Source organism: Pseudomonas monsensis, assembly GCF_014268495.2.
In the GTDB taxonomy this organism is placed as follows: domain Bacteria; phylum Pseudomonadota; class Gammaproteobacteria; order Pseudomonadales; family Pseudomonadaceae; genus Aquipseudomonas; species Aquipseudomonas monsensis.
The window spans coordinates 229,947-242,515 of the sequence record NZ_CP077087.1 but is presented as its reverse complement, the minus strand read 5'-3'; the positions used below and the strand labels follow the sequence as shown (position 1 = coordinate 242,515).

Sequence of the window (12,569 nt, the reverse complement as noted above, 5' to 3'; positions counted from 1 at the left end):
TTTAAATCGCAGCCCAAGAAACAGGTGAATTTCGTGAGCCAGCCTACGCCAGCCGTGCGTACCTTCCAAGACTTGATCCTCGCGCTCCAGCAATACTGGGCCGAGCAAGGTTGCGTGGTACTTCAGCCCTACGATATGGAAGTAGGCGCCGGCACTTTCCACACCGCGACCTTCCTCCGCGCCATCGGCCCGGAAACCTGGAACGCCGCTTACGTGCAGCCAAGCCGCCGTCCAACTGACGGCCGTTACGGCGAAAACCCGAACCGTCTGCAGCACTACTACCAGTTCCAGGTAGTCCTGAAGCCGAACCCGGACAACTTCCAGGAACTGTACCTGGGCTCCCTCAAGCATGTCGGCCTGGACCCGCTGGTCCACGACATCCGCTTCGTCGAAGACAACTGGGAATCGCCGACCCTCGGCGCCTGGGGTCTGGGCTGGGAAGTCTGGCTCAACGGCATGGAAGTGACTCAGTTCACTTACTTCCAGCAAGCGGGCGGCATCGAGTGCTACCCGGTAACCGGCGAGATCACTTACGGTCTCGAGCGTCTGGCCATGTACCTGCAAGGCGTGGATTCGGTCTACGACCTGGTCTGGGCTGACGGTCCGTTCGGCAAAGTGACCTACGGCGACGTGTTCCACCAGAACGAAGTGGAGCAGTCCACCTACAACTTCGAACACGCCAACGTCGACAAACTGTTCGAACTGTTCGACTTCTATGAAAGCGAAGCCAAGCGCCTGATCGAGCTCGACCAGCCGCTGCCGTTGCCAAGCTACGAAATGGTCCTGAAGGCGTCGCACACCTTCAACCTGCTGGATGCGCGCCGGGCGATCTCGGTGACTGCGCGTCAGCAATACATTCTGCGCGTGCGCACCCTGGCGCGTTCCGTTGCGCAAGCCTACCTGCTGGCACGCGCCAAGCTGGGCTTCCCGATGGCGACCCCGGACCTGCGTGACGAAGTACTGGCCAAGCTGGAGGCTGCACAATGAGTGCGCAAGATTTTCTGGTTGAACTGGGCACCGAAGAACTGCCACCGAAAGCCCTGAATACCTTGGCTGAAGCGTTCCTCGCCGGTATCGACAAGGGCCTGCAAGCGGCAGGTCTGAGCTACGAAACCAAAACCGTCTTCGCCGCGCCGCGTCGTCTGGCTGTGCTGATCACCGCATTGGCCACCCAGCAGCCGGATCGCAGCATCAACCTCGACGGCCCGCCACGTCAGGCGGCGTTCGACGCTGAAGGCAACCCGACTCAAGCGGCACTGGGCTTTGCCAAGAAGTGCGGCGTCGAGCTGAGCGAAATCGACCAGAGCGGTCCGAAACTGCGCTACAGCCAGAACATCGCCGGCAAGCCGACCGCAAGTCTGCTGCCAACCATCGTCGAAGATTCGCTGAACGACCTGCCGATCCCGAAACGCATGCGTTGGGGTGCGCGCAAGGAAGAGTTCGTGCGTCCGACCCAGTGGCTGGTGATGCTGCTCGGCGACCAGGTCATCGACTGCACCATCCTCGCGCAAAAGGCTGGCCGTGACTCCCGTGGTCACCGTTTCCACCACCCGGAAAGCGTGCGCATCGGTTCGCCGTCGAGCTATCTCGCTGACCTGCGTGCCGCTTATGTATTGGCCGACGCCAACGAGCGTCGCGAAATCATCAGCAAGCGCACCGAAGAACTGGCCACCCGTCAGGAAGGCACGGCAATCGTTCCGCCAGCACTGCTCGACGAAGTGACCGCCCTGGTTGAATGGCCGGTGCCGCTGGTGTGCTCGTTCGAGGAACGTTTCCTCGATGTGCCGCAAGAAGCACTGATCACCACCATGCAGGACAACCAGAAGTACTTCTGCCTGCTGGATGCCGACGGCAAGTTGCTGCCACGTTTCATCACTGTGGCCAACATCGAAAGCAAAGACCCGCAGCAGATCATCGCCGGTAATGAGAAGGTGGTGCGCCCACGCCTGACCGACGCCGAGTTCTTCTTCAAGCAAGACAAGAAGCAGAAGCTCGAAGCCTTCAATGATCGCCTGAAGAACGTGGTGTTCCAGGAAAAACTCGGCAGCGTCTACGACAAGGCCGAGCGCGTTTCCAAACTGGCTGCGTACATCGCCGCGCGCATTGGCGGCAACGCTTCGTGGGCCGCTCGTGCGGGTCTGCTGTCGAAGTGCGACCTGGCCACCGAAATGGTCGGCGAGTTCCCGGAGATGCAAGGTGTCGCCGGTTACTACTACGCACTGAACGACAACGAGCCGGAAGACGTCGCGCTGGCCCTCAACGAGCAATACATGCCACGTGGTGCCGGTGCTGAGCTGCCGGCAACCCTGACCGGTGCCGCCGTTGCGATCGCTGACAAGCTCGACACCCTGGTCGGTATCTTCGGTATCGGCATGCTGCCGACCGGCAGCAAAGACCCGTATGCCCTGCGTCGTGCGGCATTGGGTGTGCTGCGTATCCTGATCGAGAAAAAACTCGATCTGGACCTGAACGACGCCGTGGCTTTCGCCGTGACTGCGTTCGGTGCCAAGGTCAAGGCTGCCGGCCTCAACGAGTCGGTGCTGGAATTCATCTTCGACCGTCTGCGTGCGCGTTACGAAGACGAAGGCGTGGATGTCGCGACCTACCTGTCGGTGCGTGCCCTGAAGCCGGGTTCGGCGCTGGACTTCGACCAGCGTGTGCAAGCGGTGCAGGCCTTCCGCAAACTGCCGGAAGCGGCAGCGCTGGCGGCGGTGAACAAGCGTGTGTCGAACCTGTTGAGCAAAGTCGAAGGCTCGGTGCCGACCGTGGTCGAGGCCAAGTATTTCGACAACGCCAACGAGTTCTCGCTGTACTCGGCGATCCAGCAAGCGGATCAGGCGGTGCAGCCAATGGCCGCCGCGCGTCAGTACAACGAATCGCTGGCTCGCCTGGCCGCCCTGCGCGAGCCGGTGGATGCGTTCTTCGACGCCGTCATGGTCAATGCCGAAGACGCCAAGGTCCGGGCCAACCGCTATGCGCTGCTGGCGCGTCTGCGTGGCTTGTTCCTGGGTGTTGCCGACATTTCGCTGCTGGGTTGAGGGACTGCTGTTGAAACTGCTGATTCTCGATCGGGACGGAGTGATCAATTACGACTCCGACGCTTACATCAAGTCGGTAGAGGAGTGGATTCCGCTGCCCGGCTCGATCGAGGCGATTGCGCAGTTGAGCAAGGCCGGCTGGACGGTGGCGGTGGCCACCAACCAGTCGGGCATTGCTCGCGGCTACTACGACCTCACCACCCTCGACGCCATGCACGCGCGCCTGCGTACGCTCGTGGCGGAGCAGGGCGGTGAAGTCGGTTTGATCGTGTATTGCCCGCATGGGCCGGACGAAGGTTGCGATTGCCGCAAGCCGAAACCGGGAATGTTGAAAACCATCGCGGCGCATTACAACGTCGAGCTGGCCAATGTCTGGTTCGTCGGCGACAGCCTTGGTGACCTGGAGGCCGCCAAAGCCGTCGATTCACAGCCAGTTTTGGTAAAGACCGGAAAAGGCGCAAAGACTCAGGGCAAAACCCTGCCGGTTGGCACTCTGATTTTTGACGATCTGGCGGCGATTGCCGCAGAACTTATCCACAACTAGAGTACTTCTGAATTCCTGACCAGGGATTGATCGGGAGTGCGCTTGAACACTCGGGCATTGCCCCGTAACGGTAAACGTCACTATGTCGATACTGCGGGCCATCAGAATTTTTCTCTTTTACCTGCTGCTGGGCACCACCTCCCTGCTGTGGTGCAGCTTGAGTTTTTTTATCGCGCCGTTTTTGCCATTCAAGGCGCGTTATCGTTTTATCAACGTGTACTGGTGTCGCTGCGCCTTGTGGTTGACCAAGGTGTTTCTCGGGATCCGTTACGAAATCAAAGGCGCGGAAAACGTGCCTGAGCGGCCCTGCGTGATTCAGTCGAACCACCAGAGCACCTGGGAGACGTTCTTTCTCTCCGCTTATTTCTCGCCGTTGAGCCAGGTGCTCAAACGCGAACTGCTGTACGTGCCGTTCTTCGGCTGGGCCATGGCCATGCTGCGACCGATCGCGATTGATCGCGACAACCCGAAAGCCGCGCTCAAGCAAGTGGCGGCGAAGGGTGACGAGTTGCTCAAGGACAACGTTTGGGTGCTGATCTTCCCGGAAGGGACCCGCGTGCCCTACGGCACTGTCGGCAAGTTCTCCCGCAGTGGTAGCGCACTGGCCGTCAATGCGGCGCTTCCGGTGCTGCCGATTGCACACAATGCCGGCAAATTCTGGCCGAAAATCGGCTGGGGGAAGATGTCCGGCGTGATCACCGTGGTCATCGGCGAGCCGATGTATGCAGAAGGCACTGGCCCGCGCGCCATTGCCGATCTGAACGACCGGGTGCAAGCCTGGAACGAACAGGCGCAACGGGACATGGGCTCGCTGCCACCGGCGCCACAGGCCTCGGCCGGAAGCGATCAGGTGGCTGTCTGAATTTTGTGGATAACCTGTGTACGGTTTTGTTGAAAAAGCCAGAATATTGAAATCAAGTAATTGATTTATATACATATTTCTCAAGCTAATAAAACATCGAAAAACGTGCATAAGTTTTTTTTGGATGTAAAAAAACCGGCTGATATAGCCGGTTTTTTTGTGCCTGTCATTCGTGGATAAGCGGCAGCTCAAGCAGAAAGGTTGTGCCTTGATCGACGACGCTTTGACAGTCGATCCGGCCGCCATGATGGTCGACCACAGCTTTGACCATCGACAAACCCAGGCCGACGCCATCAATGCCTTGCGCAGAGGAAAACCGCCGGTACTGGCTGAACAGATCAGGCAACTCCTCGGCGGCGATGCCTTTGCCCTGATCCGTCAATTCGCAGCGCAACCATTGTGCGTGGCAACTGACGCGCAATTGAATGGTGGTGTCGGCGGGACTGTACTTGATCGCATTTTCCAGCAGGTTGAATAAGGCCCGGGTCAGCAGGGCCTGATCGGCCATGATCAGCCGCTCCTGGGATGGCTCATCCATGTCATGCAGCAGCTCGATGCGTTTCTGCTGGGCGATGGGCAATGCTTGATCCAGTACATCCAGCACCAGCATGGCGAACAGACTCGGCTGAAAGTGATAGGACTCGGACTCGGCGCGTGCCAGCAGCACGAAACCATCGGTCAGATCCAGCGCGCGGTGTACCTGGCGCTCGATCTGCTCGAACAATGGCGAGTCTGCGCCCGCCTGATGACGATGCACATCGAGCAGAGCGAGGATCGCCGAATGCGGCGCACGCAGGTCATGAGACAAGAAGCGCAGCAGAACCCCGCGTTGTTCCTCGGCGGCGCGCTCGGCACTGAGGTCGGTCAGGCTCAACAACCAGCCGATCGGCGTGTCCCCGTCGACGGGCAGCAACGCGGCGCGCTCCAGACGCAGGCTACGTTCCTTGTGATCGCGAAATTCCAGCAGGGGCAGGGAGGACAACGAGGGGCGTGGCTCTGTGGATAACTCGGGATAGCCAAGCAGTGCCAGTTGACCGAGCACATCGTCGCCCACCAGATTGTTACCAAACAGGCTCCGCGCCTTGCGATTGCCCAAAAGGATCTGCCCTTTGGGATCGCTGATCAGGGTCGCCACCGGCAGATACTCCAGGCCATCGGCGATAAAACGCCGTGTGTCGCGGGTGCGGCTCATGGCTTGCTCAAGCGCCATGATCTGGCCCTGCAAGTGATCAGCCCCGGTGAATTGTGTGCGGCGGCGTTCAGGGAACACTTTCGGCTCACTGTCCAGCCTCGCCAATTCCCATCCGAAATAGGTCAGCACCACGCTCAGACGCCGCCAGTTCCAGATCAGATAACCAAACAGCATGCCCAGCACCGCAGGCGTCGGTGACCACCAATGGCGGATTTCAGCCAGGCCCGCGCTGGTTATCAACACACCCGCCATGCCAACCAGCGTTATCCAGAGCGCCCAGCGCGGTCGCCACAACAGCAATCCAAGCACACCCGCCACGAGGCCTACGGATAGCAAAGCGCCCATACCCGGCGAGGTGTCATGCAGGTTGACCTGTGCCCGATACGACAACAGCGCAGTCAGCGGTAACAGCACTAGACTTATCCACAACCACTCACGCACCAGTTGGCGAAACAGGCGCTGCACTTGACTGGGTTCACGGCTTTCACGCCGGCGCGGGCTGGTCATGGACAAAAAGAGCAGGGCAGTGTGAATGGTTTCATGGGGCACAGGTCTGAGACGTAGACCCGAAGAATCATAGCGGACGTCGACCAACGGCGGGCCGCTTACTTTCATGGCATCGGCCGAGCGACTATGGTTCACGGCCAACAGCCCAAGCATCAAGGAATCACCGCGTATGCGCGTTGCGATACTGGACGATGAACCGGCCGAACTGCGCCGGGTCGAGCAAACCCTGCAGCAAATGGCCAGCGCCGGCGAGCAGCCCTGGTCACTGCACAGTTTCGAGCGCGGGGAAGACTTGCTGCGCCAACTGCGCCGGGAAACCTTCGACCTGCTTATCCTCGACTGGCAACTGCCCGACCTCACCGGACTGGCCCTGCTGCGCTGGACCCGCGAACACATGGAAGCCCCGCCGGCGGCGATCATGCTCACCAGTCGCGATGGCGAGAGCGATATCGTCCAGGCACTGAATGCCGGTGCTGACGATTACGTCAGTAAACCGTTCAGACCCAATGAGTTGAAAGCACGGGTGGCCGCAGTACTGCGCCGGCACAGCCAGCAGCGCACGGCTGCAACGGAAGTGCTGAGCTTCAATGACCTGACCTTTGATGATGCCGAACTGACCGTCACCCGCGAGGGCAAACCGATCGTCATGACCGAGCGCGAGTATCGCCTGGCCCGCTGCCTGTTCAGCAATCTTGGCCGGCCGTTATCACGGGATTATCTGTATGAACGGTTTTGGCCACATGAAGAGATGGCGTCGTCTCGGCCACTGGATACGCATATCTATCGGCTGCGCAACAAGCTGGGACTGACGGCGGATCGCGGGTGGCAGTTGCTGACGATTTATGGGTATGGGTATCGGTTGGAGAGTGTGGCGGCGGGGTCCGAATAGGAGGCAGCGCCTACAGGGCTGCGATCTTTTACTCTGATCGAGTAGGAGGCGGTTTCACAACCGCCGTCCTCTCACACCACCGTACGTACGGTTCCGTATACGGCGGTTCAGGTTATGCGATTAAGCCGGTTTATCGTATCCAGTATTGAGACCAGCCCGAGTCGATCCCATAGCTTCTTCGGTAGCGCCTGATTCATATGTGACGCTCCCGAGTTCCACCATGGGCCTCGGCCATTGACCGCCGATTTCCACGCCCGCGCCTCGTCGAGGCCCAAACGTATCAGGTTGCGCGCCCTCGTAGAGGGCCGCTTCCATTGACGCCATATGACGCAACGAAGTTTGTGACGCACCCAGCCATCCAGCTCCTCAAGTGGCCGCTTGCTCTGACTCAGCTTGAAGTAGCCAGCCCAACCACGCAGCACGGGAGTCATTTGCTCAACGATATATCTCATTGAGCGGGCCCGTATCCGACGCAAGAGTTCCCGGAGTCGGTCGCGCAGGCGGTGCAGGCTTATGCTCGCGACCCTCAGCTTCGGCTGTTGATGCCAGCTCATCCCATAACCCAAGTAATCACAGGCCCAAGGCCGTGCCACACGGCTCTTTTCCCGATTCAGTGTCAGCTTCAGGCCCTGAGTCAGGAAGCGCTCAACACTGGCCATGACCCGTTCGCCTGCACGATGACTGCGCACATAAATGTTCGCATCGTCGGCATAGCGTACGAAGCGATGGCCCCGTCGTTCCAGTTCGCGGTCGAGTTCGTTGAGCAAGATGTTCGACAGCAACGGCGAGAGCGGGCCGCCTTGCGGCGTCCCTTCCTGCCGTCGGCTGACGATCCCGCCCGCCATCATGCCGGCCTCGAGGTAACGGCGAATGAGCCTGAGCACCCGCTTGTCTTCGATCTGACGCGCAACATGGGCCATCAACACATCGTGGTTGACCCGATCAAAGAACTTCTCCAGATCAAGCTCCACGCACCAACGGTGTCCCGCCGCCACATGGTCACGGGCTGTTTCGATGGCGTGATGGGCGCTTCTGCCCGGACGAAAGCCGTAGCTGTAGTCCGAAAACAACGGATCGAAGGTCGGCGTGAGCTGTTGCAGCAAAGCCTGCTGGATCAGGCGATCCACGACGCAGGGAATACCCAACTGCCGTGTTCCGCCTTTGGATTTGGGGATGTCGACGGCGCGTACACTTTGCGGGTGATACTCGCCGGCCAGCAGCCGAGCTTTGAGGATCGGCCAATACTGTTTCACGTAGCCTGCCAATTGGTCGACCGTCATGCCATCGGCACCCGGTGCGCCCTTGTTGCTGACTACGCGTTGATACGCACGCTTGAGGTTGGCGGGTGCAAGCACCCGCCCCATCAGCGTGTCCGGCTCCGCGTTCGTCCACGTCACAGCCGCCGGTGATACCTGTGCGCTGTCAGCCGTCATCCTCGGATTCTGTCCGGGACTCGGAGTGACAGTCTTCTCTGGGAGAAATTTCTGCATTTCGGTACTCAACGAGACTCTGACGCCTACTGACGGCATAACCTGTTCGGCCCTTGGTGACGGAGTTACTCGTCACTTACTACGGCTTCGGCTGACTTCTGCACGTTCATCCCGTCGCCTCTCGACGCTCGGTAGCACAGTGGCAAACGTGCAGATCTCCCAGGGTAATTCGCGCGACCTTCCTGCTTATGCCTGTCGGATTTACGTCACAGCGTTCCGTGCAAGTATTGGGCTTTGACGATTTGGGCCGTCTTACCCCGCTGCGCCGCCTCTATCCGCTTCCTGTTCGTCAGGCCAGCATTTTGCCTCGGGCTTCCTTCAGATTCGCGGTCGCCCGCGACACCCTTGCCTCTGGCTAACACTTCCCCTTGCCGGGTGTGTAGAGGACTTTCACCTCCAAGTCACCAGCATGGCCACCACAGCCAAGCTGGTTGCGCTTGCGCGCAACGCGCCATGCCTGGCGCACCCAATAAAAAGGCCAACGCATCTGCGTTGGCCTTTTGTTTGACGCCGACCGGAATCAGAAGTCCAGGTTGGATACCGCCAGAGCATTGCTCTCGATGAAGTCACGGCGAGGTTCGACCGCATCACCCATCAGGGTGTTGAAGATCTGGTCTGCGCCGATGGCGTCTTCGATGGTGACTTTCAGCATGCGGCGCACGCTTGGGTCCATGGTGGTTTCCCACAGCTGATCCGGGTTCATTTCGCCCAGACCTTTGTATCGCTGGATGGTGTGGCGCTTGGTGCTTTCGGCCATCAGCCAGTCAAGGGCTTCCTTGAACTCGGTGACCGCTTTCTTGCGTTCGCCACGCTGGATGTACGCGCCCTCGTCAAGCAGGGTGCTCAGTTGAGCGCCGAGGGTGACGACGGTCTTGTAGTCGTTGCTGCCGAAGAAGTCGCGGTTGAAGGTGACGTAGTTCGACAGGCCGTGGGAGATCAGTTCGACCTCTGGCAGCCACACACCACGTTCACGGTCTTCACGCAGGCTGGCCTTGTAGACCAGGCCCGACTTCTCGACGGTGCGCAGACGGACTTCGTACTGGGCCAGCCAGTCTTGCATCTTGGCGTGGTCGCCAAGCATTTCCAGGCTGACAGCCGGCAGGTAGATGAAGTGCTCGGTCAGCTCCTGCGGGTACAGGCGCGACAGACGCTTGAGGGTCTTCATCACCATGCGGAAGTCGTTAACCAGACGCTCCAGCGCTTCACCGGAAATGCCCGGGGCTTCTTCGTTCAGGTGCAGGCTCGCATCTTCCAGGGCCGACTGCGTCATGTACTCTTCCATGGCGTCGTCGTCTTTGATGTATTGCTCTTGCTTGCCTTTCTTGACCTTGTACAGCGGCGGCTGGGCGATGTAGATGTAGCCACGCTCGATCAACTCCGGCAACTGACGGAAGAAGAAGGTCAGCAGCAGGGTACGGATGTGCGAACCGTCGACGTCAGCATCGGTCATGATGATGATGTTGTGATAACGCAGTTTGTCGATGTTGTACTCTTCGCGACCGATGCCGCAGCCCAGCGCGGTGATCAGCGTGCCCACTTCCTGGGACGAGATCATCTTGTCGAAGCGTGCTTTCTCGACGTTGAGGATCTTGCCCTTCAACGGCAGGATCGCCTGGGTCTTGCGGTTACGTCCCTGCTTGGCAGAGCCGCCCGCGGAGTCACCTTCCACGAGGTACAGTTCGGAGAGTGCCGGGTCTTTTTCCTGGCAGTCAGCGAGCTTGCCCGGCAGGCCGGCGATGTCCAGCGCACCTTTGCGGCGGGTCATCTCACGGGCCTTGCGCGCTGCTTCACGGGCACGGGCCGCGTCGATCATCTTGCCGACAACCAGCTTGGCTTCGTTCGGGTTTTCCAGAAGGAAGTCGGAGAAGTACTTGCCCATCTCCTGCTCGACCGCAGTCTTCACTTCGGAAGACACCAGTTTGTCTTTGGTCTGCGAGCTGAACTTCGGATCAGGCACCTTCACCGAGATAATCGCGGTCAGGCCTTCACGGGCATCGTCACCGGTGGTGGCGACTTTGTGCTTCTTCGCCAGACCTTCCTGCTCGATGTAGTTGTTCAGGTTACGCGTCAGGGCCGAACGGAAACCCACCAGGTGGGTGCCGCCGTCGCGCTGCGGAATGTTGTTGGTGAAGCACAACAGGTTCTCGTTGAAGCTGTCGTTCCACTGCAGGGCGATTTCCACGCCGATACCGTCTTCACGCTGGATGTTGAAGTGGAACACCTGGTTGACCGCAGTCTTGTTGGTGTTCAGATATTCAACGAACGCACGCAGGCCGCCTTCGTACTTGAACAGCTCTTCCTTGCCGCTGCGTTCGTCCTTGAGGACGATGCCGACACCGGAGTTGAGGAAGGACAGTTCACGAATGCGCTTGGCCAGGATGTCCCAGCTGAAGTGAATGTTCTTGAAGGTTTCGCTGGAAGCCTTGAAGTGGATCTGGGTGCCGGTGGTTTCGCTGTCGCCAACGATGGCCATCGGTGCCTGAGGCACGCCGTGGACATAGGTCTGTTCCCAGATCTTGCCGCTGCGGCGAACAGTCAGTACCAGCTCTTCGGACAGGGCGTTCACTACCGATACGCCTACACCGTGCAGACCGCCGGATACCTTGTAGGAGTTGTCGTCGAACTTACCGCCGGCGTGGAGGACGGTCATGATGACCTCGGCGGCGGAAACGCCTTCCTCTTTGTGCACGTCTACCGGGATGCCACGGCCGTTGTCTTTAACGGTGATGGACTCATCCGGGTGGATGATGATGCTGATGTCGTCGCAATGGCCGGCGAGGGCTTCGTCGATCGAGTTGTCGACCACCTCGAACACCATGTGGTGCAGACCGCTGCCATCGTCGGTGTCACCAATGTACATACCGGGACGTTTGCGTACGGCATCCAGGCCTTTCAGCACTTTAATGCTCGTTGAGTCGTACGTATTTTCTTCGCTCAATGCCTTCACTCCCGATGGTCGTGGGTCTGGGTGATACGGCCCTGTTCCACGTGGAACAGAGCGACTGGCGTTTCCGTCTGCCAGCCTTCCCTCAATAATTCGTGATCTACACAGGTGATGAACACCTGGCAGCGTAAGTCTTCCAGCAAGCGGCACAGCGCGCGACGGTGGGCCTCGTCCAGCTCGGACGGCAAGTCATCCACCAGATAAATACACTGCCCGCGTCGGGCCTGGCTCACCAGATGCCCCTGGGCAATCCGCAAGGCACAGACCACCAGCTTCTGCTGACCCCGGGACAAGATGTCCGCGGCGTTGTGTGCGCCCAATCTAAGACGCAAGTCAGCGCGTTGCGGGCCGGCCTGGGTATGACCCATTTGCTGATCCCGTTGCAGGGAGCCAGCCAGTACGGCACTCAATTCCCGGTCCTTGTCCCAGCCTCGGTAATAGCTGAGCGTCAAACCTTCAAGCTCAACCAGTTCGCTCAAGGTCTGTTCAAAGACTGGTTTCAAGGCTTTGATGTAAGCGCGGCGGTATTCATCGATTTCAGCGCTGGCCTGGCACAGTTCCCTGTCCCAAACCGCTTGCGAAACGGCGTCAAGTGTACCATGCCGCAGCCAGGAGTTTCTCTGGCGCAAGGCCTTCTGCAAACGTTGCCAAGTGGCCATGAATCGCGGCTCGACGTGGAACACACCCCAATCGAGAAACTGCCGGCGAATCTTCGGCGCCCCTTCGAGCAGGCGGAAGCTGTCGGGGTTGATCAACTGCAGCGGCAGGATCTCGGCCAGTTGCGCAGCGCTACGGGCGTTCTGCCCGTCGATGCGGATCTGGAACTCACCCTGACGGTCACGGGAGATCCCCAACGCGCTGTGACCACCCTCGGCCAGCTCGACCTGACCGAAGACGGTGCAGGCGAGTTGTTCGTACTGAATGACCGGCAACAGCCGCGTGCTACGAAACGAACGGGCAAGCCCCAGCAGGTGAATGGCTTCCAGAACACTGGTTTTGCCGCTGCCGTTGGCGCCGTAAAGAATGTTGATGCGGGGGGAGGGGGAGAAGGTCACCGGGTGCAGATTGCGCACCGCGGTGACCGAAACACGACTTAAGGACAT

Annotated in this window: 9 protein-coding genes; 5 read left to right on the top strand and 4 right to left on the bottom strand. The window is 59.5% G+C overall.

Going from position 1 to position 12,569, the window contains the following annotated elements; genetic code table 11:
• The first annotated feature begins 33 nt into the window (after positions 1–33).
• From glyQ to HV782_RS01060, 4 genes are all read left to right on the top strand, one after another.
• Positions 34–987 carry a glycine--tRNA ligase subunit alpha gene (gene glyQ, locus HV782_RS01075; RefSeq protein WP_003187265.1) on the top strand — a complete coding sequence of 318 codons (954 nt, stop codon included), beginning with the start codon at positions 34–36 and terminating at the stop codon, positions 985–987.
• On the top strand, positions 984–3,038 hold the full coding sequence (gene glyS, locus HV782_RS01070; RefSeq protein ID WP_186746943.1) for a glycine--tRNA ligase subunit beta: 2,055 nt from the start codon (positions 984–986) through the stop codon (positions 3,036–3,038). The genes glyQ and glyS overlap by 4 nt, the downstream gene beginning before the upstream one ends.
• A gap of 4 nt (positions 3,039–3,042) precedes the next feature.
• On the top strand, positions 3,043–3,582 hold the full coding sequence (gene gmhB / locus HV782_RS01065; protein ID WP_177490547.1) for a D-glycero-beta-D-manno-heptose 1,7-bisphosphate 7-phosphatase: 540 nt from the start codon (positions 3,043–3,045) through the stop codon (positions 3,580–3,582).
• A gap of 82 nt (positions 3,583–3,664) precedes the next feature.
• Positions 3,665–4,444: a lysophospholipid acyltransferase family protein gene (locus tag HV782_RS01060; protein WP_186746941.1), complete on the top strand. Its 780-nt coding sequence runs from the start codon at positions 3,665–3,667 to the stop codon at positions 4,442–4,444.
• Positions 4,445–4,610: 166 nt separating this feature from the next.
• On the opposite strand, the gene HV782_RS01055 is transcribed toward HV782_RS01060, so the two are convergent.
• Positions 4,611–6,143 carry a sensor histidine kinase gene (locus HV782_RS01055; protein WP_186746939.1) on the bottom strand — a complete coding sequence of 511 codons (1,533 nt, stop codon included), beginning with the start codon at positions 6,141–6,143 and terminating at the stop codon, positions 4,611–4,613.
• Positions 6,144–6,312: 169 nt separating this feature from the next.
• On the opposite strand from HV782_RS01055, the gene HV782_RS01050 reads away from it, so the two are divergent.
• On the top strand, positions 6,313–7,032 hold the full coding sequence (locus tag HV782_RS01050; RefSeq protein ID WP_123470106.1) for a response regulator transcription factor: 720 nt from the start codon (positions 6,313–6,315) through the stop codon (positions 7,030–7,032).
• 107 nt (positions 7,033–7,139) lie between these two features.
• On the opposite strand, the gene ltrA is transcribed toward HV782_RS01050, so the two are convergent.
• From ltrA to recF, 3 genes are all read right to left on the bottom strand, one after another.
• Positions 7,140–8,561 carry a group II intron reverse transcriptase/maturase gene (ltrA, locus tag HV782_RS01045; protein ID WP_186748782.1) on the bottom strand — a complete coding sequence of 474 codons (1,422 nt, stop codon included), beginning with the start codon at positions 8,559–8,561 and terminating at the stop codon, positions 7,140–7,142.
• Positions 8,562–9,042: 481 nt separating this feature from the next.
• Positions 9,043–11,460 carry a DNA topoisomerase (ATP-hydrolyzing) subunit B gene (gene gyrB / locus HV782_RS01040; RefSeq protein ID WP_007960764.1) on the bottom strand — a complete coding sequence of 806 codons (2,418 nt, stop codon included), beginning with the start codon at positions 11,458–11,460 and terminating at the stop codon, positions 9,043–9,045.
• A gap of 5 nt (positions 11,461–11,465) precedes the next feature.
• Positions 11,466–12,569, bottom strand: a complete 1,104-nt coding sequence (recF, locus tag HV782_RS01035; protein WP_186743773.1) for a DNA replication/repair protein RecF — start codon at positions 12,567–12,569, stop codon at positions 11,466–11,468.